Source organism: Kineosporia sp. R_H_3 (genome assembly GCF_002198675.1).
GTDB lineage: Bacteria > Actinomycetota > Actinomycetes > Actinomycetales > Kineosporiaceae > R-H-3.
In genome coordinates this window covers 1-26030 of sequence record NZ_MWLL01000108.1, presented here as the reverse complement: position 1 = coordinate 26030, position 26030 = coordinate 1, and the positions used below count along the sequence as shown (strand labels likewise).

Genomic DNA, 26030 nt, shown 5'->3' with positions numbered 1-26030 from the left:
CTCGTCGTTCTGCGTGCGTCGCGGGCCCGACGGGCCGCGCTGACCCCTCCAGCCTTGCACGTGCCCGTGGCGGGCGTCACGGCAGTTCCCGCGTGGCGCTTCAGCGCGCGTGGACGTCGTACTCCACGACGACCGGCGCGTGGTCGCTCCAGCGCGCCGCGTACGTGTGCGCCCGGTCCACCTCGGCCTTGACCGCACGGGCGGCCAGGCCCGCGGAGGCGATCTGGTAGTCGATCCGCCAGCCGGCGTCGGTGTCGAAGGCCTGGCCGCGCCAGGACCACCACGTGTACGGGCCGGGGCCCTCCCCCGCGGCGGCGCGGACGACGTCCACCCAGCCGAGCTCGCCGAGCAAGCGGTCGAACCAGGCCCGCTCCTCGGGGAGGAAGCCGGACTTCTTGAGGTTGCCCTTCCAGTTCTTGAGGTCCGCCTCCCGGTGGGCGACGTTGAGGTCGCCCATGACGACGACGTGCCGGCCGTCGGCGGCGAGCTCGGTCATCCGGGCGAGCACCGCGTCGAGGAAGGCGAGCTTCTCGACCTGGCGCGGCGTGCCCGCCTCACCGGTGTGGACGTACGTCGAGACGACGGTGAGCAGACCGGCGCCCGACGACGCGGCGTCGAGGGCGACGTCCGCCTCGACCCAGCGGCCGGAGTGGTCGTAGGCGGAGGCGTCGACCCCGGCCGGCGCGAGCCCGACCCGGACCGCCTCGAACGGGCGGCGCCCGGCGACGGCGACCCCGGCGCGGCCCTTCGCCGCGGCCTCCTCGTGGACGACGTGCCAGCCCTCCCCGAGCGCCTCGACGAGGGCGTCGTCCGGGGCCCGGACCTCCTGGAGCGCAAGGAGGTCCGGGGCCCGGCCGGTGAGCCACGGGCCCATCCCGCGGCGCACCGCGGCCCGGACCCCGTTGACGTTGGCGGTCGCGATCGTCAGCACGCGGCCATCCTGGCAGCCGCGGCCGACAGGTCCGGCCGCGACCGCCGTCCGACCGCCGTCAGCCGTTCGGGTAGATCTCGTCGATGACCGCCGCATGGTTGCGGACGACGACGGCGCGCTTGATCTTCAGGCTCGGCGTGAGCTCGCCGGACTCGACGGTGAGCTCCCGGGACAGGATCCGGAACTCCTTGACCGTCTCCCAGCGGTTGAGCGACGCGTTGACCGTCTCGACCGCCGTCCGGATCTCGGTGTGCACCTGCTCGTCGCGCCCCGTGACGACCGCGTCGACGTCCTTGCCGTTCGACGTCGCCCACGCGGTCGCCGCGTCGGTGTCGATGGTGAGGAGCACCGAGGCGAAGTTGCGGCCGTCGGCGATGACGACGGCCTGGCCGATGAGCGGGTTCGCCGCCTTGAGCGAGCCCTCGATGGCCGACGGCGCGATGTACTTGCCGCCGCTCGTCTTCACGAGGTCCTTCTTGCGGTCGGTGATCTTGAGGAAGCCGTCCGCGTCGAGCTCGCCGACGTCCCCGGTCGCGAGCCAGCCGTCCTCGACGAGCATCTCCGCGCTCTGCTCGGGCAGGTGGTGGTAGCCGCGCATGACGCCGCGGCTGCGCAGCAGGATCTCGCCGTCGTCCGCGATCTTCACCTCGGTGCCCGGCAGCGCCTGGCCGACGGTGCCGATCCGGACCTTGCCCGGGCGGTTGACGAAGGCGGCCCCGCCGCACTCGGTCATGCCGTAGCCCTCGCAGATCGGCATGCCGGCGGCGGCGAACCACTCGGCGATCTGCGGGGCGAGCGCGGCACTGCCCGAGACGAGCACCTCGAGGCGCCCGCCGAGCCGCTCGCGGATCTTCGAGAACACGAGCTTGTCGGCGACCGCGCGCTGCAGGCCCAGCAGGGTCGGGACCCCCCGCCCGGCCTGCTCGTGCCGCACGCACTCCAGGCCGACGCCGAACGCCCAGTCGAAGATCTTCGCCTTCGCGCCGCCCTCGGCCTTGGCCGTCGAGTTCACCCGGGCGTGGACCTTCTCGAAGATGCGCGGCGCCGCGGCCATGAACGTCGGCTTGATGATCGCGAGGTTCTCGACGATCTTGTCGATCCGGCCGTCGACCGCCGTCGCGAACCCGACCCGGACCTGCGCCGCGACGAGGAGCTTGGCGAACACGTGCGACAGGGGCAGCCAGAGGAACTGCAGGTGGTCCTCGTGGAGCACCCGGATCGCCTCGGTCGCCTCGCCGATGTACAGCCAGTTGTCGTGGGTGAGCTCGACGCCCTTCGGCTTGCCCGTCGTCCCGGACGTGTAGATGAGCGTCGCGAGGTGCTGCGGGGTGAGCAGCGCGACCCGGTCGTCGACGGCGGACGGCGACGTGGCCAGGAGCTCCCGGCCGCGCTCGGCGAGGTCGTCGAGGGTCAGGAGGAACCCGTCGGAGCCGGCGACGTCGACGCCGGCCGGGTCGACGAGGACGACGTGCCGGACGGCGGGCAGGTCGTCCCGGTGCGACTGCACCTTGTCGAGCTGGACGGCGTCCTCGGCGACGACGACGACGCTGCCCGAGTCGGCGAGGATGAACGCGACGTCCTCGGGGCGGGTGTTCGGGTAGACGGTCGTCGTCGCGCCGCCGGCGACGAGGACGCCGAGGTCGGCGAGGACCCACTCGATCCGCGTCGAGCAGGCGATGGCCACGCGGTCCTCGACGCCGATGCCGAGGGCCAGGAAGCCGGCCCCCAGCTCACGGGCACGCTCGGCGGTCCTGGCCCAGGTCAGCGACGACCAGGACCCGTCCGCCGTCGGCGACCGGAAGGCCTCGGCGCCGGCCCGGCGGCGGGCGGTGTCGAGGAACGTCGCGGCGACGGACGAGCTCGGGTCGGGCCGGCCGGTGGGTGCGTCGGCGGTGGCGGGCTGCGTCATCGGAGCCTCCTGCAGGAGAGGGTGGGAAGCCCGCCGTCACTCGCGCGCGGGCGGGTGCTGCACGTCACAACGACGGACCTGCACGCATGGTGCCCGACTTGGGGGTCCCACCGCGACCCGTGGACGTGGCTGGTGCGTCACCCCCGCCGGGGCGGTACTACTGGGGGCATGGATCTCCTCGCCGACGCCTCGGCCCTCGCGGACGACCTCGCCGACCTCCGGCACCGGCTGCACAGGCGCCCCGAGCTCGGGCTGCAGCTGCCGGGGACGCAGGCGACCGTGCTCGAGGCGCTCGCCGGGCTGCCGCTGGAAGTCACGACGGGGACGACCTCGACGTCCGTCACGGCGGTGCTGCGCGGGGGCGGCGGGCCGGACGGCGGGACCGACGCCGCGGGGCGCCCTCCGGTCGTGCTGCTGCGCGGGGACATGGACGCGCTGCCCGTGCACGAGGAGGCCGACGTCCCGTTCCGCTCCGAGGTCGACGGGCACATGCACGCGTGCGGGCACGACCTGCACACGGCGATGCTCGTCGGCGCGGCCCGGATCCTCTCCCGGCACCGCGCGGACCTCGCGGGCGACGTCGTCCTCATGTTCCAGCCCGGTGAGGAGGGCTACGACGGCGCGGGGCACATGATCGCCGAGGGCGTCCTCGACGCGGCGGGCCGGCGGGCGGACGCCGCGTTCGCGCTGCACGTCATGAGCAACCTGACGCCGCGCGGCACCGTCGTCGGCCGGGGCGGGCCGATCATGGCCGCGAGCGACGGGCTGTTCGTCACGGTCCGCGGGCGCGGCGGGCACGGGTCGTCCCCGCACGTCGCGGCCGACCCGGTGCCGGCAGCCTGCGAGATGGTCACCGCGCTGCACGCCCGGATGACCCGGGTCGTCGACGCCTTCGCCCCCGCGGTGCTCACCGTCGGCACCTTCCACGCCGGGACGCAGCGCAACATCATCCCCGACACCGCGACGTTCGAGGCGACGGTGCGGACGTTCGACCCGGCGGTGCGCGAGGTCGTCCGGCAGATGTGCGAGGAGGTCTGCACGGGCGTCGCGCTCGCGCACGGCGTCACCGCGGAGGTCCGGTACGCGCAGGAGTACCCGGTGACCGTCAACGACGTCGCCGAGGCGGAGTTCGCGTTCGGGGTCGCCGACGACCTGTTCGGATCGCGCACGAGCGTGCGGCTGCCGAACCCGATCGCCGGCTCCGAGGACTTCTCCCGGGTGCTCGCCCAGGTGCCGGGCGCGATGCTCTTCGTCGGGGCGCTCGCCCCGGGCCGGGACGTCGCGACCGCCCCGAGCAACCACTCCCCGCTCGCCGCGTTCGACGACTCGGTGCTCCCGCAGGGGGCGGCCTTCTACGCGGCGCTCGCGCAGCGCCGGCTGGCGGGGCTGGCGAGCGCCTGACGCCGTCCGGGACCGCGGCGCTCAGCCCCGGTCGACGCGGACGGCGAAGCAGCCCGGGCCGGCGTTGTGCACGTGGACGTAGGCGGTTCCGGGGTCCGCGAGCAGGGCCTGCGCGACGTCCTCGACGGCGGTGCCGTCGGTGAGCTCGGCGGCGACCATGAGGTGGTCGGCGTCGAAGGCGCGCACGGAGAGCCGGCGCCGGGCGAGCTGGTCCGGGGCGGGCCGGCCGGCGCCGAGGGCGAGGTCGTCGGGCCGCGGCGCGCAGACCTGCTCGTGGACGTAGACCGGGCCGGGCTGGCGGTACGGGCTCGTGCCGAGGAACGGGTCGTACGGCAGGAGCACGAGGGCCTCCCCCGGCTCGGCGTCGCGCAGGCAGCGCCGGCACGGGAAGGCGTACGAGGCGTCGGCGACGACGCGGCGGACGGCGCCGGGCGGCAGGGCGTCGAGGTCCGGCAGGGGTGCGGGCAGGGGGACGAGTCGAAGTGTCATGCCCAGGGAACGGCGGGGACGGCGTCCGTGTGAGGGCGGCTCCGGGCACGGGCCGGGGCGTCATGGTCCGGCGCGTCCCTGCGGTCAGGTCGTGACCACCCCGACGCCGTCCTCGACACCGAACCCGCCGCTGCGCAGCGGCCCGTCGGGCCGCAGGACGCAGATGACGACGCCGGTCCCGGTGGTCGAGGAGCCGGTGACCCGCCACGCCCCGGGAGCGACCGCGTCGCCGAACAGACGCTTGCCGGGCCCCGTGACGACCGGGAAGGTGAGCACCCGCAGCTCGTCGACCAGACCGTGCACGGCGAGCAGCGTCTGGAGGAGTCCCACGCTGCCGTGCACCTGGAGCTCGCCGTCCGCGTCGTTCGCCTTGAGCCCGCGAACGGCGGTGACGAGGTCGCCGGACACAGCACGCGCGCCGGCCCAGCCCAGGTCGGTGCCGCGGCGTGTGGCGACGTGCTTGGGCAGGGTGTTGATGGCCCGGGCGACGACGTCCTCGGTGTCCGTGACCTGCGGCCAGTACTCCTTGAAGATCTCGTAGGTGCCTCTGCCCAGGAGCAGCTCGGACGCCCGCCCGAACCACTCGACGATCTGGGCACCGGCGGCGTCGTCGAAGTACGGTGCCGCCCAGCCGCCGCGGGTGAAGCCGCCGGTCGGGTCCTCCTGCACGCCGCCCGGGGACTGCATGACGCCGTCCAGCGAGACGAATGCCGTTGCCGTGAGTTCCATGCTGCTGCTCCTGTCGTCGTGGTCCGTCGGAGAGACCACGAACAGGAGGTGCTCTCATCGACACGTCCGTACCAGTTCTTCGAAGAGCCGACCGAGCGTCATGCACGACCGGGGCCGGAGCACCAGGACGCAACCAGAACCCCGCCTGCGGGGCCGATGCGGCGCCGCGGACGGGGTTCTGGTCGCGGTGTGGTCGACGACGCCGTCGTCAGGCGCGCTCGGCGGCCTCGACGACGTTCGAGATGAGCATGGCACGGGTCATCGGGCCGACCCCGCCGGGCATCGGGGCGACCCAGGCCGCGACCTCCCGGACGTCGGGTGCCACGTCGCCGACGAGCCGGGTCTTGCCCGTCGTGTCGTCGAGGACGCGGGTGATGCCCACGTCGAGGACGGCCGCGCCGGGCTTGACCATCGCCCCGGTGATGACCCCGGGGACGCCGGCCGCCGCGACGACGACGTCCGCGCGGCGCACGTGCTCCGCGACGTCCTTCGTGCCGGTGTGGCACAACGTCACCGTCGCGTTGACCGAGCGCCGGGTGAGGAGCAGCCCGAGCGGGCGACCCACCGTGACGCCACGGCCGACGACGCACACCTCGGCGCCGGCGAGCGGGACGTCGTAGCGCTCGAGGAGCTCGACGATGCCGCGCGGGGTGCACGGCAGCGGCGACGCCATCGGCGCGTTGACGTTGAGCACGAGCCGGCCGAGGTTCGTCGGGTGCAGGCCGTCGGCGTCCTTGGCCGGGTCCATGAGCTCGAGGACCCGGTCGCTGTCGAGGCCCTTGGGCAGCGGCAGCTGGACGATGTAGCCGGTGCACGCCGGGTCGGCGTTGAGGGCGGCGACCGCCGCCTCGACGTCGCCCTGGGTGGCCGTCGCCGGCAGGTCGACGCGGATCGAGGAGATCCCGACCTCGGCGCAGTCGGCGTGCTTGCCGCCGACGTACGCGTGACTGCCGGGGTCGTCGCCGACGAGCACCGTGCCCAGCCCGGGGGTGATGCCGCGCTCCACGAGCGCGGCGACCCGGACCGCGAGCTCGGCCTTGATCGCGGCCGCGGTCGCCTTGCCGTCGAGGATCTGCGCCGTCACGCCGTCACCACCCCTCGAGGCCGTCGTAGAGCGGGAAGTCGGCGGCGAGCCGCTCGACGCGCTTGCGGAGCGTCTCGATGTCGGCCGACGGCTGCAGCGCCGAGGCGATGACGTCCGCGACCTCCTCGAACTGCTCGTCGCCGAAGCCGCGGGTCGCGAGCGCCGGCGTCCCGATCCGCAGGCCGGAGGTGACCATCGGCGGGCGCGGGTCGAACGGGACGGCGTTGCGGTTGACCGTGATGCCGACCTCGTGGAGCCGGTCCTCGGCCTGCTGCCCGTCGAGGACGGAGTCGCGCAGGTCGACGAGGACGAGGTGGACGTCGGTGCCGCCGGTGAGCACGGAGACACCGGCCCCCTTCGCGTCGTCCGCGAGGAGCCGCTCGGCGAGGATCTTCGCGCCGCGCAGGGTGCGCTCCTGGCGCTCCTTGAACTCCGGTGTCGCGGCGATCCGGAACGCCGCGGCCTTGGCGGCGATGACGTGCATGAGCGGGCCGCCCTGCTGCCCCGGGAACACCGCGGACTGGAACTTCTTCGCGTTGTCCTCGGTGCCGGCGAGGATGATCCCGCCGCGCGGGCCGGCGAGCGTCTTGTGCGTCGTCGACGTGACGACGTCCGCGTGCGGCACCGGGTTCGGGTGCAGGCCCGCGGCGACGAGGCCGGAGAAGTGCGCCATGTCGACCATGAAGTACGCGCCGACCTCGTCGGCGATCGCCCGGAACGCCGCGAAGTCGAGCTGGCGCGGGTACGCCGACCAGCCGGCGATGATGAGCTTCGGCCGGGCCTCGAGGGCCTTGGCGCGGACGACGTCCATGTCGATGCGGAACGTGGCCGGGTCGACGCCGTACGACGACACCTCGTAGAGCCGGCCGCTGAAGTTGATCTTCATGCCGTGCGTGAGGTGGCCGCCGTGCGCGAGCTCGAGGCCGAGGATGCCGTCGCCCTGCCGGATCAGCGCGTGCATCGCGGCGGCGTTCGCCTGCGCGCCGGAGTGCGGCTGGACGTTCGCGTAGGCCGCGCCGTAGAGCGCCTTGACCCGGTCGCGCGCGAGGTCCTCGGCGATGTCGACCTGCTCGCAGCCGCCGTAGTAGCGCTTGCCCGGGTAGCCCTCGGCGTACTTGTTCGTGAGGACGCTGCCCTGCGCCTCGAGGACGGCGCGGGGCGCGAAGTTCTCGCTCGCGATCATCTCGAGGGTGCCGCGCTGGCGGCTCAGCTCACCGGAGAGGACGGCGGCCAGCTCCGGGTCGGTCTCGGCGAGCGACCGGTTCGTCACGGCCGTCGACGCAGGCACGGGCGAGGACTGGGTGGTGTCGGACATGCAGTGGTCTCCTCGGGGAGGTGCTGGCGTGGCGACGTCCGTCGCCCGCGCGGTCTCGGGTGGACTGCTCACACCTGCGGGCCCAGGCGGACGACCCGAGGAACTGCTCCTGCCGCTCCCTGGTGGTGACCCACCCGACGCCAGTCACGGCACGGTCAGGCTACCAACGCGCCGGGGATGATCCCGCATGGTGGTCGGGGAGTTCCACATCATGACCGGCCCGAGACCGGCCCCTGACCGGTCCGGAGGCGGGACTCAGCCCGGCCAGACGACCGGGAACAGCGGGTGCTCGAGCTCCGCGCCGTCCGCGAGCTCGTCGGCGAGACCCTCGAACGGCGGGGACGTCCGCCAGCGCCGCGGCGCGTGCCGGGCGTCGTCCGCGAGGTAGCGCAGCGACAGCACGCGGCGGCGTCCGGCGAACGGGAAGCCCGGCGCGCCGTGCACGGTGAGGAAGTCGAAGCAGATCGCGTCGCCCGGCGCGAGCTCCCAGTGCTTGATGTCGAACGCCGCCCGGTCCGCCTCGATGTCGGGCAGCTCGGCGAGCGTGCCGTCGGGGAACCAGCGGGCCTCCCCCGTCATGAACGTGCGCGGCATGAGCCACGGCCCGGTGTGGGTCCCGGCGACGAGCTCGAGGCAGCCGGCCGCGGGCACCGGGTCGACCGGGATCCACGCGCTGACGCCGTGCCCGGAGACGTTGTAGTACGGCTGGTCCTGGTGCCACGGCGTGCGCTGCCGGGTCCCGCCCTCCTTGACGAGGACGTGGTCGTGGTAGAGCCGCACCCGCTCCCCGCCGAGGAGCTGCGCGGCGATCGACGGCAGCCGGGACCCCGTCGCGAGGCCTCCGATCGCGGGGACGTCGCCCCAGCGGCAGAAGTCCTCGAAGAACCGCCCCGGGTCGTCGTCCCGGCTCGCGACGAGCGCGATCCCGCTCGGTCGCGCGAGCACCTCCTCGACCCCCGCCCGGGCGGTCTCCACCTCGGCCTCGTCGAGGACGCCGCGCAGGACGACGACCCCGTCGCGGCGGTAGGTCTCGACGTCCGCGGGGTCGACGACGTAGGCGGGAGCTGCGGCGGTCATGGCCCCGGATCGTAGCCGCGCCCGGGAGGGGACTCAGAGCGGCAGCTGGAAGTGCCACACGATGAAGTGGGGCTTGCCGTCGTACGCCGCGTTGGTCGCGGCCGCGGCCCACGAGTGAAGGCTCCAGATGTCGGGATGCCCGTCCTGCGCCGTGAACGGCGCGACCGGGGCCGGGTCCCCGGGCGGCGTTCCCGCCTCGTCGACCAGGGGGCCGGGGCAGGGCGGCTCGTCGCATTGCCGCACCTGGAAGCCGACTGGCAGCGCGGCCTTCAGGTAGGCGCTCGTCGGGTGGGACCACGACGGGATGTACCCGAGGCCGCCGCCGGGCGCACGGACGACGATCGGGTACCCGCCGCCGCCGTGCATGTAGCCACGGGAGTCGGAGACGACGAGGTGGCCACCGGGCCGCAGGACGCGGGCGAACTCCATGAACACGGGCCCGAGGTCGCGGACGTGTGCGAGCGCGAGCCCGCAGACGACCACGTCCACGGATGCGTCCAGGAGCGGGACCGCCGCCAGGTCCGCCTGGTGGAGCTCGGCGCCGGGCAGTTTGCTCCGTGCCAGGGCCAGCATCGCCGCCGAGCAGTCCGTCCCGATGACACGGTGCCCGCGGGCCGCGACGTGTGCGGCGTGCCGCCTCGTCCCGCAGGCCGCGTCCAGGACGGTGCGTCGCTCGTCGCCGGCGAGGATCCGGTCCAGCAGCGCGCGGACCAGCGGCCCTTCCCGGTCCACCATCGCATTGCCGGGCTCGTCGTACCGCGGCGCCCAGGCCTCGTAGCCGTCCGAGACGCTCACCGCCGCCAGCGAGCCCCCTTCGCCGAGCACGTCGGCGGAGTCCAGCAGGGCCCTCACCTCTGCGAGCCGCGCCTGGGTGAACTCCCGGTCGTACTCACCGGCGAACGCGCGCAGGAGAGCGCGGCCTTGGAGCCCGAGGAGGTACGCGAGCGGGTGCTGGTAGATCACACCGGATCGTCCCAAGCGGCGAAGGCGCCGTCGACGCCTTATGGACGCCCCCGCGTCAACACTCCGCAGCCGTCGCAGGTTGGGCCTGATCGTGACCGATCCCGCGGCTCTGCGCCGCGGAATCGGTCACGATGAGCCGGAACCCGGCCGTCAGGCGTTGATCCCGCCGTCGCTGCAGAGCAGCTGGCCGTTGACCCAGCCGCCGGCGTCCGAGCAGAGGAACGCGACGAGGGCCGCGGCGTCCTCGGGGCGGCCGACCCGGCCGAGCGGGGTCTGCGCGACGACCGACGCGACGAGGGCGTCGTCCATCCAGCCTGTCTGGGTCGGGCCGGGGTTGACGACGTTCGCGGTGATGCCGAGGCCGGCGAGCTCGCGGGCGGCGGCGAGGACGATCCGGTCCATCGCGCCCTTGCTCGCGCCGTACGGGAGGTTGTGCGCGGTGTGGTCGCTCGTCAGCGCGACGACGCGGCCGGTGCCGGAGGGGCCGGCGAACCGCTCGGCGTGCTCCTTGACGAGCAGCCAGGTCGCGCGGGCGTTGACGGCCATGTGCCGGTCGAAGCTCTCGACGGTCGTCGACCTCAGGTCCGAGTCGACCGACTCGCAGTGCGAGAGCACGAGCGCGGTCACCGGGCCGAGCGCCGCGGTCACCGCGTCGAACAGCTCGGACGGCGTCCGCGGGTGCTCGAGGTCGGCCTCGACGGCGACGAACCGGCCGCCGGCCGCGACGACGGCCCGCTCGACGCCCGGGACGCCGTCCGGGTCGGCGCCCCACGGCATCCGGGCGTCGTAGCCGGACCACCACGAGACGGCGACGTCCCAGCCGGCCGCCGCGAGGGCGACGGCGCACGCGGCGCCGATGCCGGCGGAGCGGCCGACGCCGGTGACGAGGACGACGGGGCGGGACCCGGGCTGCGGCACCCGTCCATCCAAGCCCCGCCCGGCCGCGCGTGCGACCGAGTTCCGACAGGGCCGCCACCGCGTCTACGGGGTAACCTCCGCGGCGGACTGCCGTCGAGGTCTCCCCGGTATCGGGTGATGACGCCGCAGGCGGCGCGGAGAGCGGAGGACGCGTGGTGGAGCACCGGCTGGCGACGTACGGGACGCTCGGGCCGGGGCGCTCCAACCATCACGAGGTCGCCGGGCTCGGCGGGCGGTGGTTCGAGGGCGTCGTCCGCGGCGTCCTCGTCGAGTCCGGGTGGGGTGCGGCGCTGGGCTACCCCGGCCTCACGCTCGACCCGGCCGGTCCGGAGGTGCCCGTGCAGGTCCTCGAGTCGGCGGACCTCCCCGCGCACTGGGACCGGCTCGACGCGTTCGAGGGCCCGGGCTACCGCCGCGTGACGACGGCGGTCCGGACGCCCGGGGGCGACGTCGTCGCGAACGTCTACGTGCTCGCACCCGGGCACGGCGGCTGAGCCGTGATCGACCTCGGCATCAGCGACCGCACCGGCCGCCCGGTCACTCTGCACCCCGTCGACGAGGCCAACTGGCGGGCGGTCGCGGACGTCGTCCCCCGGGACGACCAGCGCGACTTCGTGCCGCCGTCCGCGGCGCGCTACCTGCTGCTGAGCCTGCGCGAGCAGGTCTGGCAGTCGCTCGCCGTCGTCGCGGGCGAGGAGGTCGTCGGGCACGTCATGTGGGCCTGGGACGAGGACGACGGGTGCCACTGGATCGGCGGCATGCTCGTCGACGCGTCCCAGCAGGGCACGGGAGTCGGCCGCGCCACCGTGCTGACGCTCGCGCGCTGGCTCCTCGACCGGCCGGGCGGCCGCCCGGTGCGGCTGTCGGTCGACCCGGCGAACACCTCGGCGCGCCGGCTCTACGCCTCCGTCGGGTTCGTCGAGCTCGACGAGCAGGTCGACGACGAGGTCGTCGCCGAGCTCACGACGCTCACGGCCTGACGGCGTCCGGGCGGGCCGGCGGCCGGCCGGGTCGCCTCACCCGAGCAGCACCGGCAGCGCGACCGGCGCGCGGAACTCCCAGCCGCGGAACTCGACGGGCCCGTCGTCCGCCGGGCGCACCGACGGGAAGGCCGCGAGCAGCTCCTCGAGCGCGATCCGCATCTGGTGCCGGGCGAAGGAGTGCCCGGAGCAGAAGTGCTTGCCGAAGCCGTACGCCGCCTGCCCGGCCGCCGCGGCCGCCGCCCCGACCGGCCCCTCGGCCGCACGGCCGGGCACGTGCCGGAACAGGTCGAAGACGTCCGGCTCCGGGAAGACCGCGGCGTCCCGGTTCGCCGACGCCAGGACGGCGGACACCCCGGCCCCGGCCGGCACCGTCGCGCCGCCGACCTCGACGTCACGCGCCGCCGTCCGGAACTGGGTGCCGATCGGCGTGACCCATCGGGTGCCCTCCTCGACGGCCGCCGCGACGAGGGTGCGCTCGGCGAGGACGGCGGCGAGCTGGGCGGGCGCGGCGAGCAGCGCCGCGAGCGTGGACGCAGCACCGTGCCCGGGCTCCTGCATCCCGCCGAGGATCGCGACCTTGACGCTCGGCAGCACGAGGTCGACCGGTCGCGGGTCGCCGGCCGGCCGGCCCGCGTGGAGCATGTGCGACAGCGTCGAGTCGTCGGGGTGCGCGGCGAGGTGCTCCAGGAGCGGCACGACGACCGCGTCGACCTCGGCGAGGACGGCGTCCGCCTCGGCCTGCCGGGCCGGGTCCTGCTCGTAGTTGATCGCGCCGAGGCTCATGCCGTGGAACCAGCGGCGCAGCGTCTGCGCGTCGAGGTCGAGCCCGAGGACGGCGGCGAGGCTGAGCACCGAGATCGGCTCGAAGTACGTCGCGAGCAGGTCGACCGGCTCCCCCGACGCGGCCGCCCCGGCGAGCGCCGCCGCGTGCCGGGCGGCGATCGGCCGGACGAGGTCCTCGACGTAGCCCTCGACCCGCTTGGGCCGCATGTTGCCGTCGAAGGCGCGGCGCAGGTCGTGGTGCACCGGGCCGTCGACCGTGATGATCGTCGGCGCGCCGAAGGACCGCTCGACGGGCGACCCGGGGGCGGCGGCCGGGAAGAGGTCCGGGTGCTCGGCGACGAACGCGACGTCGGCGTGCCGGGTGACGAACCACGAGTCGACGGCCGGGACGTGCGCGACGGGGAGCTCGGCGCGCATCCGGGCGTAGATCCGGTACGGGTCGGCGTCGAGGTCCTCGACGGTCACGTCGTCCAGGAAGGTCGTCATGCCGGGGGATCCTGCCCTGATCCGTCCGGCCCCGAAAGACCCCGGGCGCGGGCCGCGGCGTACGGGCGCTCGCGGCGGGGCGGCAGCGCCCGGCGGTGCCCGAGCCGGTCGAGCCACCCGACGAGGACGGCGTGCAGCGTGTCGGCGCCGACGACGAGGCCGTCCGGGGCGGGCAGGTCCGCGGGGTGCACGAGCATCGCCCGGTCCTGCCAGCCGCCGAGCCCGCCGTGGCAGCCGACGAGCCCTTCGAACGCGGCGACCTCCCCCATCGCGTCGATGAGGCTGTTGACGAGGACGTCGGGCGCCTCCGGCATCGCGGCGGCCCGCGCGACGAACGCGGCGGCGTGCTCGCCGAACGGTGCGAGCGGGTCGAGGCCGAGCACCTCGCCGAGCTCGACCCGGTGCTCGCCGTCCGGCCCGACCGCGACGATCCCGTGCTCGTCGGAGCGGACGACGGCGAAGCCGACCCCGGGGTGGGTCACCAGACCCGTGACGAGCGCCGGGAACCGGGCGTCGAGCTCCTCGCGGGAGAGCCGGTGGTCCTCGCCCGCGACGTAGACGAGCCCGAGGTTGCCCGAGCCGAAGACGAGGAACTCGTCGTCGCCCGGCCGGCCGTCGCGCCCGGCGACCGCGGCCTCCTGGGTCGCCGTCGCGCGGTCGGCGTCGGCGTTCCCGCGGCGCTCGATCCGGTCGCCGGCCGCGTGCAGCGCACGGCCGAACGCGGTGTCGACGCTGCCTGCGGACGCCGTCACGGCACCGAGCCGGCCGGCCCCCTCGGAGCCGGTCGTCGCGTCCGTGACGCCTGCGTGCGCGAGCCGGGCGACGAGCGCGGCGAGGTCCTCGCCGTACCGGTCCGCGAAGATCTCGCCCTGGGAGAGCCCGTGGTCGGAGAGGACGACGAACCGGTACGGCCGCGGGGCGACGGCGGCGACCTTCTCGAGCTGGGCGAGGACGGCGTCGATGCCCGCGAGCGCGTCGAGCGACTCCGGCCGGAGCATCCCCGCGTGGTGGGCGACGGCGTCGTAGTCGACGTAGTCGACGTACACGCATCTGCGGCCCTCGAGCATCGACGTCGCGACGAGCGAGGTGTTGAGGTCGCGCAGGACGCCGTTGAGCGCGGCCCGCTCGACGGCGAACGCCCAGCCGCGGTGCACCCGCGGGCGCAGGTCGCGGCGCCGGGCCCGGGCCGCCTGGAACCGCTCGCGGACGATCTCGGCGACCGTGCGGGACAGCCCGCGGGCCAGACCGTCCGGGCGGGCGAGGAAGCGGGACACCGCACGCCGGGTGGCGAGTGTCTCCTGGGTGCGGTCGACGGCGCTCATCGTCGCGTAGGCGACCGGGGCGTCACCGGTGAACAGGTTGCTCACCGAGACGCCGTCGTCGGCGAGCAGACCGTGGCCGTCGGAGTGCAGCGCCTCGACGGCCCGCGCGTCCGCGGGGCGGTTCGCGACGTAGACCCGGCCGCTCGCGCGGTCGACCCAGCGGAACGCCGGGATGCCGTCCGTCGTGCCGTGGAGCAGCCCCATCTGGCTGGCGGGCGTCGTCGCGGGCAGCCGCGGGCGCCACTCCCGCATGACGTGCGAACCGCTGCGGACCCAGCGCGACAGCGTCGGCAGGGTGCCGGCCATGACCATGAGCTCGAGCACCGGGTAGGGCACGCCGTCCGCCTGGACGAAGACGACACCCGGGACGTCGGCGTCCGGCGGCCGGGCCTGCCGCCCGCGGGAGCGGCGCCGCATCGCCCGTCGCACGAGGCTCGCCGTCACCGCCTCGTCGGTGCCCGCGGTGAAGACCCACATGAGGACCGTCGTGACCCCGGCGATGATCCAGGCGGCGGCGAACGAGGCGAGGAGCAGGCCGGGGCCGGAGCCGGCGTCCCCGCGCGCGATCGCCCAGACGACGACGGTCTGCCCGAGCAGCGCGAGCAGCACCGCCCCCGGCCAGCCGAGCCGGGCGGCGACGCGGACGAGCACCGGCCGGAAGAGCGCGCCGGAGGCCATGAAGAGGACGGCGGCCGTGACGGTCGCGGGCCAGCCGTGGAGCCGGAACCCCGGGACCGTGGCGGAGGCGATCGCGAACCCGAGCGTGGCCCCCGCGAGGCCGACGAACGCCCGGCCGGCGTCCGCGAGCCGCAGCCGCAGCCGGTCCCGGGTGCCCAGCCGGGCCGGGCCGGCCGGGGCACCGCCGGACGCCGTCCTGCTCGGGCCGTCGGACACACCGCGATCCTACGGAGCCCGCCTGTCGCGCGGTCCGGGCTGTCGGTCGGGTGATCCCATCATTAGGCTCCGCACGACCCGCTGCCCGACCTGCTCCCCAGAACCGACCGACCCGACCCGCCCGGAGGCCGCCGTGACCGCGCTCGCGCTGCTCGCGAGCCTGCTGTGGGGCGGCGCGGACTTCGTCGCCGGCACCGCGACCAAGCGGCTCCACCCGCTCGCCGTGACCGGCGCCGTGCACGCCGTGGGCTTCGTCGGCCTGCTCGGCTGGGCGCTCGCCTCGGGCGGTCTCGCCGGCTGGCGGGAGTGGCTGCCGCTCGCGCTCGCCGCCGGGGTGCTCGGGTACGTCGGGCTCGCGGCGTTCTACCTCGCCCTGGCGCGCGGCCCGATGGGGGTCGTCGCCCCGATCGCGGCCGGCGGCTCGGCGCTGCCCGTCGCGGTCGACCTCGCGCGCGGCGTCGTGCCGCCGCCGCTGCAGCTCGCCGGGCTGGCCCTCGCCGTCGTCGGCGCGATCCTCGCGAGCGGCCCGGACCTGCGCTCGGGCCGGATCACCGCCGCCGTCCTCGCGATGACGTTCTTCTCGGCGGTGACCTACGGCGTCCTCATGCTCGTCGTCGCCCACGGCAGCGAGCAGTACCCGGCCCAGACCCTCATGGGCCTGCGGCTGTCGAGCGTCGTCGTCGCCGGCGGGCTGGCGCTCGCCGCCCGCGGGCTCGGCGGCCTGCGCCGCTCGGACGCCGGGACCATCGCGTTCGTCGGCGTCGCCGACACCGGCGCCAACGTCGCCTACGCGCTCGCGTCGACCCGCGGCCAGGTCGGGGTGGCGGTCGTCCTGTCGTCGCTGTTCCCGGTCGTGACCGCGGTCCTCGCCCGGGTCGTCCACGACGAGCGGCTGCGGGCCGTGCAGGTCGTCGGGGTGGCCGGGGCGGTCGCGGGCGTCGTCCTCGTCGCCGTCGGCTGAGCGCACGGGCACCGGGGCCGACAGTTCCACGCGGCGTCACGGGGGCGTGACCCGCCGCCGGTAGCCTCGACGACGTGACCACGCACGTGCTGACGCTGTCCTGCCCCGACACCCCCGGGATCGTCCACGCCGTGACCGGCGCGATCGTCGACGCCGGCGGCAACATCACCTCGAGCCAGCAGTTCGAGGACCCGGGCACCGGCACCTTCTTCATGCGCGTCGCCGTCGCTCCCGCGAGCCGGCCGGGTGCCGCCGCACCGCTGCCGGACGCCGACGTCTCGGCGTTCGGCGCCGGGTTCCGGTCGGCGGTCGAGCCGGTCGCGCAGAAGTTCGGCATGTCGTGGCAGGTGCACCAGTCGGCCCGGAAGACCCGCACGCTCATCATGGTCAGCCTCGGCGGGCACTGCCTCAACGACCTGCTCTTCCGGGCCCGCAACGGCAGCCTGCCGATCGACGTCCCCGCGATCGTCAGCAACCACACCGCGCTCGCGCCGCTCGCCGAGTTCTACGGGGTGCCGTTCCACCACGTGCCCGTGACGAAGGAGCCCGGCAGCAAGGAGGCCGCCGAGGCCCGGCTGCGCGGGCTCGTGAGCGAGCTGGACGTCGAGCTCGTCGTCCTGGCGCGCTACATGCAGGTGCTCTCGGACGAGATGTGCGGCTCGATGCCCGGCCGGATGATCAACATCCACCACTCGTTCCTGCCGAGCTTCAAGGGCGCCAAGCCGTACCACCAAGCGCACCGCCGCGGGGTCAAGCTCGTCGGCGCGACCGCGCACTACGTGACGCCGGACCTCGACGAGGGCCCGATCATCGAGCAGGACGTGCTGCGCGTCGACCACGCGATGAGCGCCGAGGACTTCGCCGCCGCCGGCCGCGACGTCGAGGCGCAGGTGCTCTCCCGCGCCGTCCGCTGGCACACCGAGCACCGGGTGCTCCTCAACGCCGCGAGCACCGTCGTCTTCCGCTGACCCGGCCTGATCTGACCGGCCCGACCTGACCGACCTGACCGACCTGACCGACCTGACCGACCTGACCGGCCCGCCGGGCCCGGCCGGGCGGCGTCACTCCTGACCGAGGCGCTCCTGCGGCGAGAGCATCCAGGCGAGGTCCGGGGACGGCGGCAGCCCCGTCGTCCGGAGCCGGTGGAACGCGTCCGTGAGCGTCTGCAGCACGTCCGGCGGGTACGAGGAGAAGACGTCCTCGCAACGGCCCGCGAGCGAGTGGTCCTGGGAGTGGAACTCCAGGTGCACCGGCCGGCCGTCCTCGTGCCGCGCGCCGCGCAGGGCGAAGACGTCCCGGTCGGCGCTGTCGCCCGACCAGGCGTCGCCGCGGACGAGGTCGTGGTGCCGCAGCTCGACCCACGGCGCCGCCGGCTCGAGCTCGTCCTCGCCGAACCGGAACGTGCCGTCGGCGCGCCGCTCGGCGGTGGGCAGGAGCACGATCCCGAGCACCTCGCGCAGCACCGCCTCGACGCACGCGAGCATCCGGAGCTGTCGCCGGGTGACGAAGCCGTGGTCGCTCACGACCCGGGGATCGGCGCCCGTCTCAGCGGGCTTGAGCCGTGACGACCGGCGGCCTGGCCCAGGGGCGCCACGAGTCGCGGAAGAGCCCGACGACGGCGACGAGGAGCGTCCCGAGGAGGACGACGACGAGCACGATCGCCACCACCAGGACGGCGCCGTCGACCGCGAGCGTGCCCTCGGTGCCCAGCCACCCCGCCCCGAGCAGGATCGGCAGGCCCGGCGCGGCACCGGCGACCGTCAGCCCGGACGCCGCCGCGACCCAGCACACGAGCAGCCGGTTCCAGCGCCGGGCCGCCCGCACGTCGCCGGCGTGCGCCGCCTGGACGGCGACCAGGCGCAGCAGCAGGCCGACCGCGACCGTCCAGACGACGAAGGCGACCGTCGTCTGCGGCGCCCACGGCAGCGAGAGCGCACCGGCGATCCCGGCGGCGACAGCGGTGAGGACGGCGAGCCGGCGCCGGCCGGGCTCGCGGTCGGTCGGCGTCGTGCCGGTCGCGGGGACGACCTCGGCGAGCCGCAGCGCCGCGACGAGCAGGAGCACCCAGCCCACGACGTCCGGCAGCACGTCGAGCCCGTTGACCTCGAGGTCCAGGCCGACGAGCAGCAGCCCCCAGCCCGCGACGGCGAGCGGGCGCCGTCCGGGGACGCGCAGCGGCTCGTGGCTCGGCATCGTGCTCATCGGGCCCCTCCAGGTGCGCCCTGCGACCGACGGCGGATCCTTCGGGCGGCGCTACGCGGTGATCGACGCAGGACCCGCGGCGGCGGTTGCGTCCGGCCCGGCGGCCGGTGGCGGGGCGGCGTCCCCGGGCAGCGCCCACGGCCGGCGGGAGTCCCGGAAGGCGCGCAGGACGACGAGCGCGTAGACGACGTACCCGACGATGACGAGCACCGACGAGAGCACGAGCCCGGCACCGCTGCCCAGGCCGAGCAGCATGAGGAAGCAGATCGCCAGGCCCGGCAGCGCCGTGCAGACGTAGACGAGCCGCAGCCGCACCCACCGCCGGGTCGCGACGTCGTCCCGGCCGCGCTCGGCGAGCCCGGCGACGACCCCGGTCAGAGTGAGGACGGCGAGCACGGTCGCCACCGCGTGGAGCGAGAAGACCTCGCCGCCGAGCGCGAACCCGCCCGAGCCGGCGACGATCGACCACGCGTCGCTGCGGGCGCCGTCCGTGAGCACCCGCAGGCCGAGGTCGACGACGCTCAGCCCCGCGGCGACGAGGGCGGCGGCGTGCGCCACGGGTGCGCCGGGGCCGGGCGCGCGGCCCGCGGCGAGCCTGCGGACGCCGACGGCGACGAGCAGCCAGCCGACGACGTCCGGCAGCAGGTCGAACCAGCCGACCCGCAGGTCGACGAAGGCCACGAGCAGCCCCCACGCGACCAGCCGCAGCGGACGGCCGCCGGCCGCGGCGCCCGCTCCAGGGACGGTTCCGTCGTTCATGCCGCCTCGCACCGTGAGGACCGGCCACGACGGCCGGTGCACCTGCTCGTCACGGGGGCGGCCGGACGACGATCGAGCGCAGCATATGCGCCGGGTCCGCCGCCGGGACAGCCCTCCGCGCAGCCCGTCCGGACGGCGAAGGGTCCGGCCCCCGCCGGGGACCGGACCCTTCGTGCGCGGTGCGTCAGGCCGGGCGACGCGCCGTCACTTCGTGGCGGCCTGCAGGCCCTCGTCGAGCGCGGCGAGGAAGTCCTCGGTCGTGAGCCAGCCCTGGTCGGGGCCGACGAGGAGGGCGAGGTCCTTCGTCATCTTGCCCTGCTCGACGGTCTGCACGCAGACCCGCTCGAGGGTCTCCGCGAACGCCGTCACCTCGGGGGTGCCGTCGAGCTTGCCGCGGTGCTTGAGGCCGCCGGTCCAGGCGTAGATCGACGCGATCGGGTTCGTCGACGTCGGCTTGCCCTGCTGGTGCTGGCGGAAGTGCCGGGTCACCGTGCCGTGGGCGGCCTCGGCCTCGACCGTCTTGCCGTCCGGGGTCATGAGCACGCTCGTCATGAGACCGAGCGAGCCGAAGCCCTGTGCGACGGTGTCGGACTGGACGTCGCCGTCGTAGTTCTTGCACGCCCAGACGTAGCCGCCCTCCCACTTCATCGCGGCGGCGACCATGTCGTCGATGAGGCGGTGCTCGTACGTGATGCCGGCGGCCTCGAAGTCGGCCTTGTACTCGGTCTCGAAGATCTCGGCGAAGATGTCCTTGAAGGCGCCGTCGTAGGCCTTGAGGATCGTGTTCTTCGTCGACAGGTAGACCGGGTAGCCGCGCTGCAGGCCGTAGGCGAACGAGGCGCGCGCGAAGTCCTCGATGGACTTGTTGAAGTTGTACATCCCCATCGCGACCCCGCCGTCGGCGCCGTAGTTCGCGACGACGTGCTGGATCGGCTCGGAGCCGTCCTCGGGCGTGAACGTGATCGTCAGCTGCCCGGCGCCGGGGACCTTGAAGTTCGTCGCCTTGTACTGGTCGCCGTGGGCGTGACGGCCGATGACGATCGGCTTGGTCCAGCCCGGGACGAGCCGCGGGATGTTGCTGATGATGATCGGCTCGCGGAAGACGACGCCGCCGAGGATGTTGCGGATCGTGCCGTTCGGGGAGACCCACATCTTCTTGAGGCCGAACTCCTCGACGCGGGCCTCGTCGGGCGTGATCGTCGCGCACTTGACGCCGACCCCGTGCTCCTTGATGGCGTTCGCCGCGTCGATCGTCACCTGGTCGTCGGTGGCGTCCCGGTGCTCGATGCCGAGGTCGTAGTAGCGCAGGTCGACGTCGAGGTACGGGTGGATCAACCGGTCCTTGATGAACTGCCAGATGATGCGGGTCATCTCGTCGCCGTCGAGCTCGACGACGGGCCCGGCAACCTTGATCTTCGTCACTGACACGACTCCTTCGACGCTGTCCGCGCCGGCACCGGCCGGGTGGGGCCGTGCCGCGGCACTGATTCCGACGGGCAGCCTATCGACGCGCGCGCACGCCGCCGTCCGCGGGCGGTGTGACGTCGGTGGACGGCGGGTGCGGGCCGCCGACCGGGGTGTCCCCGGCGGTCGGCGGCCCGCCGTCCGGTCAGGGCAGGTCGATCGGGCGCAGGACGCGGTCGACGCCGTGCGCGATCTGCTTGTTCCGCTTGTTGATGTCGGCCTTGACGACCCGCGGGTTGCGGTCCGTGCGGTCCGCGTCGACGAGCTTGATGACGCGCTTGCCGTGCCGCTTCGTCACGTCGACCTTCACCGTGCTGCCGAGCGCCGTCGTGAGCCGGGCGCCGTCGGCCTTGAGGGCCTGCGCGCGCGTGATCGTCGCCCCGGGGACGACGTGGTAGAGCAGGACGGTCTCGACGGTGTCGATGCCGAGGCCCGCGACGGCCTCGAACGTGGCCTTCTCGGTCTTCGGGCGGGTGCCCGTGAGGTCCTTGACGAGCCGGCGGAACGCGTCGTCCCGCGGGAGGAACGCGGTGAGGGCGACGTCGCCGTCGGTGACGACCTTGACCGGGGAGCCCGGCTTGGCGGCGAGCACCGCGAGCACGGCCTCGGTGACGATGTCGTAGTCGTTCCAGTTGCGGTCGAACTGGTTGCCGTCCGAGAGCAGGACGGCGGCGAGCGAGCGGTTGCCGGGGCTCGTCGTCGTCGCGGACGCCGGGGCGGCGGCCAGGACGGTCGCTCCGAGGGCGAGTGCGACACCGGAGGCGGCCGCTGCTGCGAGACGTCGTCGGAGGTTCATGGGGGTCCCTTCGTCAGGGAGCGGGTCCGGCGCCGTCGCCGGCTCCTCGTGCCCCTCCTTCGCCCCGTGGGGCCCGTCCGGATGCACCCGGTGCTCCCCGTTTCGGACCGGTTCCCGGGGACACGACCACGCACGGCGTGCGACACGCCGTGTTCACCCGGTGACCCCTCGCCAAAACGACGGATCAGGTCCAGATTGGGATCTTCGTGACGTAGCACCCTCGCCCTCGGAGGTTCCCATGTCCGTCACCCCCGCCCTCTCCTCCCGCCTCGGCGCGGAGTTCCTCGGCACCTTCTGGCTCGTCTTCGGCGGCTGCGGGACGGCCGTCCTGGCCGCCGGCTTCCCCGACGTCGGCGTGGGGCTGCTCGGCGTCGCGCTCGCGTTCGGGCTCTCGGTGCTGACGATGGCCTACGCCGTGGGGCACGTCTCCGGCGGTCACTTCAACCCCGCGGTGACGTTCGGGCTCGCCGTCGCGCGGCGCTTCCCGTGGAAGGACGTCCCCGCGTACGTCGTGACCCAGGTCGTCGCCGGGATCGTCGCCGGGGGCGTCCTGCTCGTCGTCGCGTCCGGACAGGACGGCTTCGACGCGGGCGCGTCCGGGTTCGCCGCGAACGGCTACGGCGACCACTCCCCCGGCGGCTACTCGCTCACGGCCGCGCTCGTCGTCGAGATCGTGCTCACGGCGGTGTTCCTCTACGTCATCCTCGGCGCGACGGACGGCCGCGCCCCGGTCGGGTTCGCCCCGATCCCGATCGGCCTCGCCCTGACGCTCATCCACCTCGTGTCGATCCCGGTGACGAACACGTCGGTGAACCCGGCCCGGTCGACCGGCGTCGCGCTCTTCACCGACTCCTGGGCGCTCGGCCAGCTGTGGCTGTTCTGGCTGGCCCCGCTCGCCGGGGCCGCGATCGCCGGCGCGACGTACGCGCTCATCACGGGCGAGCGGGTCACGGCGCAGCTCGAGGGCGAGACCCGGGCCGCCGCGTCCTGACGCCCTCGCCCCCGGGTCAGGCGGCCGGGGTCCACCGCGGGTCGCGGCCCGCGAAGCCGAGCAGCCTGTCGAGGGCGGGCGCGTCGTCCGGCACCTCGACCTCGGCGTCGAAGAACCCGCCGTCCGGGCCGCGGTACTCCGGCGCGACGACGCCGCCGAAGAACTCGTGGGCGACGGTCACGGCGTCCTGCGGGGGCGTCCACGCCCGCCCGGTCGCGGTCGCGAGGTCCCAGCCGTGGACGACGTACTCGCCGAGGATCATGCCGAGCGCCGCGGGGCCGGTCATCCGGGCCTGCGACATGACGACGTCGCCGTCGAGGACGCCGTCCGCGAGGGCGCGGTCGAGGCGGCCGGCGGCGGTGCGGACGACGTCCTGCGGGGCCGGGAAGGCAGCCGTCGGCAGGTCGGCGGCGTGGAACTGCTCCGGGTCGGGCCGGGTCGTCGCGCGGGCCGGGTCGGCGAAGGCCGCGCCGAAGAGGTCGAGCCAGCCGAGGACGTGGTCGCGCAGCCCGGCGACGTCGTAGTCGCGGCAGGGCGTCGGGCGGGCGAGGTCGTCGTCCCCGATCGCCGCGACGACGGCGGCCAGGTCGTCGAGGACGGGCAGGAGCATCGCGCGTGCGGTACCCGGGTCGGCCAGGGCCGCGGGGGCCGGCGCGGGGAAGAAGGGGATCTCGTCGGGCTGCGTGCCGGCGGTCTGTGCGTTCGTGTCAGCGGTCATGCGGCGAGCCTAGGGACGTCGTCCGCGCCCGGATTGAAGGTTCGCGACAGGTGTCCGGGGCCGCGGTTACGGTGGAGCGATGCGGTCCACCGTCCCCGGCCCCGACGACACCCGGGGCATCGTCGACCCCGCGTTCATGCGCACGATCGTCTCGCTCGAGCGGTACCCGCCGGGCGAGGCGCTCGACGGCCTCGTCGACTGGTTCTGGGCGGTCGCGTACGAGCTGCCCGAGGGCATGGAGCACATCCAGAAGGTGCTCACCCACCCCGGGTCGCACCTGTCGGTCGGCACGGTCGACCGGGCGGGCCGGGTCATGAAGCCGGCGGGCGCGCGGGTGTACGGCGTCCACCGCCGGCTCGACGAGCGCCGGCTCGTCGGCGACGGCTGGACCGTCGCGGCGAAGACGTCCGGCGGGCTCGGTGCACTCACCGACCGCCCGGCGCACACCCTCACCGACGCCGAGGTGCCGATGGACGACGTGCTCGGGGTCCGGGGCGTCGCCGCGACCGTCGAACGGGCGGGCGACGAGCCGGCCCGGGTCGCGGCGCTGCGCGGCGTCCTCGAGGGGGTCGTCGCCCGCCGGCCGGCGCCGGCGCTCGCCCTGGCGCGCGAGGTGACGGCGGTCGCCGCGGTCGCCGAGCACGACCGGTCGGTCGTCCGCGTCGAGCAGCTCGCGACCCACGCGGGGGTCGGCGTCCGCACCCTGCAGCGGATGTTCTCCCAGGCACTCGGGGTCAGCCCGGCGTGGGTGATCCGGCGCTGGCGGATCGTCGAGGCGGCCGACCGGGCCGCGGGCGGGGACGACGTCGTGTGGGCCGAGCTCGCCGCCGACCTCGGCTACGCCGACCAGGCCCACCTCGTCCGCGACTTCCGGTCCCACCTTGGCACGACGCCGGCCGCGTACACCCGCAGCCTCACGACGGTCTGATCACCGCCGTTGACCGCAGAACGACAGAGGATCTGCCCGCAGGAGCGGGCAGATCCTCTGGACGACGCCGGTCAGGCGTCGGTCGTGCTCAGGTGCTCGGGGCCGACAGGCCTCAGAGGGACGCGACGTCCGCGGCCTTGGCCTTGACCGCGTCGGCGGCCTCCTTGAGCCCGGCGACCTCGGTCTCGGTGAGGTCGCGCTCGACGATCCGGCGGACGCCGCCCTTGCCGAGCTCGGCCTCGACGCCGAGGTACACGTCGCTGATGCCGAACTGGCCGGTGAGCCACGCGCAGACCGGCATGACGGCGCCGCTGTCCTCGGCGACGGCCTTGGCCATCCGGGCGGCGGCGGCCGACGGCGCGTAGTACGCCGAGCCGGACTTGAGCAGCGCCACGACCTCGGCGCCGCCGTTGCGGGTGCGGACGACGAGCTCCTCGATCGTGTCGGCGGGCAGCAGGTCGGCGAGCGGCTTGCCGTTGACCGTGCAGGCGCTCGGGACCGGGACCATCGTGTCGCCGTGCGAGCCGAGGGTGAGGGTCTTCACGGCGCCGACCGGCACCGCGAGCTTCTCCGCGACGAAGTACGAGAACCGCGCGGTGTCGAGCATGCCCGCCTGGCCGATGACCCGCTCGTGCGGGAACTTGCTCGCGATCTGGGCGAGCGTCGTCATCTCGTCGAGCGGGTTCGACACGATGATGATGACCGCGTCGGGCGCGTGCTTCGCGACGTTCTCGGCGACGCCGCGGACGATGCCACCGTTGACGCCGAGCAGGTCCATCCGGCTCATGCCGGGCTTGCGGGGCAGGCCTGCGGTGATGACGACGATGTCCGAGCCCTGGATCGCCTCGTAGCCGCTGCCGTCCGTGCCGGTCGTCTTGCCGACCACCTGGGTCTCGAAGCCCTCGATCGGCCGGGACTGGTTGAGGTCGAGCGCCAGGCCCTCGGCCCAGCCGTCACGGATGTCCGTGAGCACGACCTTGTCGAAGATGTCGTACTCAGCCAGCCGCTGGGCCGTCGTCGAGCCGTAGAACCCGGCTCCCACCACGGTCACGATGCCGTTGCGCGCCATCGGTGCGCCACTCCCCTTCACGTCGGGTGGCGGCGTCTGGCAAGCCGTACCGGACGGCGCGACGCCGCATTCGTCCGTCGGCAAGGCTAGCGACTCCGGAGGGCCCTTCTCGCCACGGGGCGTGTGACGTCCCGCGCAGACCGTGCCCGGCGCCGCGCCGGGCACGGTCGTCAGGAGGTCGGGGCCTGCTCCTGCGGGGTCGCCTTCCGGATGACGAGGCGGGTCCACGCGCCGATGTACACCCGGTCGTCGTCGGCGAGCTCGGTGCGCTGGCCGGGCGTGACGGGCGTCGTCGGCAGCGGGGCGCCGGACGCCCCGACGTACGTGCCGTTCGCCGACTGGAGGTCCTCGACGAACCAGCGCATGCCGTCCGTCGTCAGCTGGGCGTGCCGGCGGGAGACACCGGTGTCGGTGCCGAGGTCGACCTGCGGGTGGATGTTCCGGCTCGCGGACGTCCGGCCGACGAGCAGGCTCGACCCGACGAGCGGGACGACGACCGGCATGCCCGGCGAGGGGCACGGGTCGGCGGCGTCCTGGGCGGCGTGCCAGTCCGGGTCGACCCAGACCTCGACGACCCACTCGACCGGCCCGGCGGCCGGGCCGCCCGGCGCACCGGCCGGCGGGTCGAGCGGCGCGAGCTCGGGCGTCGTCGGGACCGACCGCGGCATCTGCCCCGTCGTGAAGTCGTAGCCGCAGTCCTCGCAGAACAGCGCGTCCGCGAGGTTCGCCGCCTGGCAGTTCGGGCACGGCTTGCCGGACGTGGACCCGGCGGCCGGGGCCGCCGGCGCGTCGAGGTCGAGCGAGGACCCGCCCGCCGCCGGGGTCGCGGACGACTACTGCGACGTCTGCGGCGCGCCC

Annotated in this window: 26 protein-coding genes and 1 riboswitch; of the genes, 7 read left to right on the top strand and 19 right to left on the bottom strand. The window is 74.7% G+C overall.

Annotated elements, in window-relative coordinates:
* Positions 1 to 100 precede the first annotated feature (100 nt).
* A complete protein-coding gene (locus ECOMGDLI_RS10375; protein WP_088316766.1) occupies positions 101 to 931 on the bottom strand; it encodes an exodeoxyribonuclease III in 831 nt (276 codons plus the stop codon).
* Between the two features lie 58 nt (positions 932 to 989).
* Positions 990 to 2840, bottom strand: a complete 1851-nt coding sequence (locus tag ECOMGDLI_RS10370; protein ID WP_088316765.1) for a long-chain fatty acid--CoA ligase — start codon at positions 2838 to 2840, stop codon at positions 990 to 992.
* A 168-nt stretch (positions 2841 to 3008) separates the two neighbouring features.
* Between ECOMGDLI_RS10370 and ECOMGDLI_RS10365 the strand changes: the two genes are divergently transcribed.
* Positions 3009 to 4241 carry a M20 family metallopeptidase gene (locus ECOMGDLI_RS10365; protein ID WP_088316764.1) on the top strand — a complete coding sequence of 411 codons (1233 nt, stop codon included), beginning with the start codon at positions 3009 to 3011 and terminating at the stop codon, positions 4239 to 4241.
* Between the two features lie 21 nt (positions 4242 to 4262).
* Here the strand turns inward: ECOMGDLI_RS10365 and ECOMGDLI_RS10360 are convergent, their stop codons facing one another.
* From ECOMGDLI_RS10360 to ECOMGDLI_RS10330, 7 genes are all read right to left on the bottom strand, one after another.
* Positions 4263 to 4730, bottom strand: a complete 468-nt coding sequence (locus ECOMGDLI_RS10360; protein ID WP_088316763.1) for a DUF1203 domain-containing protein — start codon at positions 4728 to 4730, stop codon at positions 4263 to 4265.
* 84 nt (positions 4731 to 4814) lie between these two features.
* Positions 4815 to 5459: a dihydrofolate reductase family protein gene (locus ECOMGDLI_RS10355; protein ID WP_088316762.1), complete on the bottom strand. Its 645-nt coding sequence runs from the start codon at positions 5457 to 5459 to the stop codon at positions 4815 to 4817.
* Between the two features lie 208 nt (positions 5460 to 5667).
* Positions 5668 to 6543 carry a bifunctional methylenetetrahydrofolate dehydrogenase/methenyltetrahydrofolate cyclohydrolase gene (locus ECOMGDLI_RS10350; RefSeq protein ID WP_088316761.1) on the bottom strand — a complete coding sequence of 292 codons (876 nt, stop codon included), beginning with the start codon at positions 6541 to 6543 and terminating at the stop codon, positions 5668 to 5670.
* 4 nt (positions 6544 to 6547) lie between these two features.
* A complete protein-coding gene (gene glyA / locus ECOMGDLI_RS10345; protein ID WP_088316760.1) occupies positions 6548 to 7858 on the bottom strand; it encodes a serine hydroxymethyltransferase in 1311 nt (436 codons plus the stop codon).
* Positions 7859 to 7931: 73 nt separating this feature from the next.
* Positions 7932 to 8016: riboswitch (ZMP/ZTP riboswitch) on the bottom strand.
* A 97-nt stretch (positions 8017 to 8113) separates the two neighbouring features.
* The gene (locus tag ECOMGDLI_RS10340; RefSeq protein WP_088316758.1) at positions 8114 to 8935 is read right to left on the bottom strand and encodes a phytanoyl-CoA dioxygenase family protein; all 822 of its coding nucleotides are present in this window, start codon (positions 8933 to 8935) and stop codon (positions 8114 to 8116) included.
* Between the two features lie 33 nt (positions 8936 to 8968).
* The gene (locus tag ECOMGDLI_RS10335) at positions 8969 to 9898 is read right to left on the bottom strand and encodes a class I SAM-dependent methyltransferase (RefSeq protein ID WP_088316756.1); all 930 of its coding nucleotides are present in this window, start codon (positions 9896 to 9898) and stop codon (positions 8969 to 8971) included.
* 150 nt (positions 9899 to 10048) lie between these two features.
* On the bottom strand, positions 10049 to 10816 hold the full coding sequence (locus ECOMGDLI_RS10330) for an SDR family oxidoreductase (RefSeq protein ID WP_198954745.1): 768 nt from the start codon (positions 10814 to 10816) through the stop codon (positions 10049 to 10051).
* Positions 10817 to 10968: 152 nt separating this feature from the next.
* Here ECOMGDLI_RS10330 and ECOMGDLI_RS10325 point away from each other — a divergent pair, with 152 nt between their 5' ends.
* Both ECOMGDLI_RS10325 and ECOMGDLI_RS10320 read left to right on the top strand, forming a co-directional pair.
* Positions 10969 to 11310 (top strand): gamma-glutamylcyclotransferase, encoded by a 342-nt coding sequence (locus tag ECOMGDLI_RS10325; RefSeq protein WP_088316752.1) that lies wholly within the window; start codon positions 10969 to 10971, stop codon positions 11308 to 11310.
* Positions 11311 to 11313: 3 nt separating this feature from the next.
* A complete protein-coding gene (locus tag ECOMGDLI_RS10320) occupies positions 11314 to 11796 on the top strand; it encodes an N-acetyltransferase (RefSeq protein ID WP_088316750.1) in 483 nt (160 codons plus the stop codon).
* A gap of 36 nt (positions 11797 to 11832) precedes the next feature.
* Here ECOMGDLI_RS10320 and ECOMGDLI_RS10315 read toward each other — a convergent pair whose 3' ends face one another.
* Together ECOMGDLI_RS10315 and ECOMGDLI_RS10310 are read right to left on the bottom strand one after the other, a co-directional pair.
* A complete protein-coding gene (locus ECOMGDLI_RS10315; RefSeq protein WP_088316748.1) occupies positions 11833 to 13068 on the bottom strand; it encodes a cytochrome P450 in 1236 nt (411 codons plus the stop codon).
* Positions 13065 to 15284 (bottom strand): alkaline phosphatase family protein, encoded by a 2220-nt coding sequence (locus ECOMGDLI_RS10310; RefSeq protein WP_088316745.1) that lies wholly within the window; start codon positions 15282 to 15284, stop codon positions 13065 to 13067. Before ECOMGDLI_RS10310 ends, ECOMGDLI_RS10315 begins: the two co-directional genes overlap by 4 nt.
* Before the next feature lie 133 nt (positions 15285 to 15417).
* On the opposite strand from ECOMGDLI_RS10310, the gene ECOMGDLI_RS10305 reads away from it, so the two are divergent.
* Positions 15418 to 16245: an EamA family transporter gene (locus tag ECOMGDLI_RS10305; protein ID WP_158220969.1), complete on the top strand. Its 828-nt coding sequence runs from the start codon at positions 15418 to 15420 to the stop codon at positions 16243 to 16245.
* Positions 16246 to 16319: 74 nt separating this feature from the next.
* On the top strand, positions 16320 to 17213 hold the full coding sequence (gene purU, locus ECOMGDLI_RS10300; RefSeq protein ID WP_088316741.1) for a formyltetrahydrofolate deformylase: 894 nt from the start codon (positions 16320 to 16322) through the stop codon (positions 17211 to 17213).
* A gap of 93 nt (positions 17214 to 17306) precedes the next feature.
* Here purU and ECOMGDLI_RS10295 read toward each other — a convergent pair whose 3' ends face one another.
* The 5 genes from ECOMGDLI_RS10295 to ECOMGDLI_RS10275 all read right to left on the bottom strand — a co-directional run bounded on the left by ECOMGDLI_RS10295 (position 17307) and on the right by ECOMGDLI_RS10275 (position 21466).
* Positions 17307 to 17768 carry a hypothetical protein gene (locus tag ECOMGDLI_RS10295; RefSeq protein ID WP_088316738.1) on the bottom strand — a complete coding sequence of 154 codons (462 nt, stop codon included), beginning with the start codon at positions 17766 to 17768 and terminating at the stop codon, positions 17307 to 17309.
* Between the two features lie 22 nt (positions 17769 to 17790).
* Entirely contained in the window at positions 17791 to 18447 is a 657-nt protein-coding gene (locus ECOMGDLI_RS10290) for a hypothetical protein (RefSeq protein ID WP_088316736.1), read from the bottom strand.
* 51 nt (positions 18448 to 18498) lie between these two features.
* Positions 18499 to 19206: a hypothetical protein gene (locus ECOMGDLI_RS10285; protein ID WP_143447629.1), complete on the bottom strand. Its 708-nt coding sequence runs from the start codon at positions 19204 to 19206 to the stop codon at positions 18499 to 18501.
* A 204-nt stretch (positions 19207 to 19410) separates the two neighbouring features.
* Positions 19411 to 20628, bottom strand: a complete 1218-nt coding sequence (locus tag ECOMGDLI_RS10280; protein ID WP_088316731.1) for an NADP-dependent isocitrate dehydrogenase — start codon at positions 20626 to 20628, stop codon at positions 19411 to 19413.
* Positions 20629 to 20815: 187 nt separating this feature from the next.
* Positions 20816 to 21466: a fasciclin domain-containing protein gene (locus tag ECOMGDLI_RS10275; RefSeq protein WP_088316729.1), complete on the bottom strand. Its 651-nt coding sequence runs from the start codon at positions 21464 to 21466 to the stop codon at positions 20816 to 20818.
* A gap of 238 nt (positions 21467 to 21704) precedes the next feature.
* Here ECOMGDLI_RS10275 and aqpZ point away from each other — a divergent pair, with 238 nt between their 5' ends.
* Positions 21705 to 22457 (top strand): aquaporin Z, encoded by a 753-nt coding sequence (gene aqpZ, locus ECOMGDLI_RS10270; RefSeq protein WP_088316727.1) that lies wholly within the window; start codon positions 21705 to 21707, stop codon positions 22455 to 22457.
* A gap of 16 nt (positions 22458 to 22473) precedes the next feature.
* On the opposite strand, the gene ECOMGDLI_RS10265 is transcribed toward aqpZ, so the two are convergent.
* Positions 22474 to 23175 (bottom strand): TIGR03086 family metal-binding protein, encoded by a 702-nt coding sequence (locus tag ECOMGDLI_RS10265; protein ID WP_088316725.1) that lies wholly within the window; start codon positions 23173 to 23175, stop codon positions 22474 to 22476.
* Between the two features lie 79 nt (positions 23176 to 23254).
* On the opposite strand from ECOMGDLI_RS10265, the gene ECOMGDLI_RS10260 reads away from it, so the two are divergent.
* Positions 23255 to 24103 (top strand): helix-turn-helix transcriptional regulator, encoded by an 849-nt coding sequence (locus tag ECOMGDLI_RS10260; RefSeq protein ID WP_088316723.1) that lies wholly within the window; start codon positions 23255 to 23257, stop codon positions 24101 to 24103.
* A gap of 112 nt (positions 24104 to 24215) precedes the next feature.
* Here the strand turns inward: ECOMGDLI_RS10260 and ECOMGDLI_RS10255 are convergent, their stop codons facing one another.
* Positions 24216 to 25172, bottom strand: coding sequence for a malate dehydrogenase (locus ECOMGDLI_RS10255; protein WP_088316721.1), 957 nt, complete (start codon positions 25170 to 25172; stop codon positions 24216 to 24218).
* A 170-nt stretch (positions 25173 to 25342) separates the two neighbouring features.
* Positions 25343 to 25840 (bottom strand): FHA domain-containing protein, encoded by a 498-nt coding sequence (locus tag ECOMGDLI_RS10250; RefSeq protein WP_198954744.1) that lies wholly within the window; start codon positions 25838 to 25840, stop codon positions 25343 to 25345.
* Positions 25841 to 26030 lie beyond the last annotated feature (190 nt).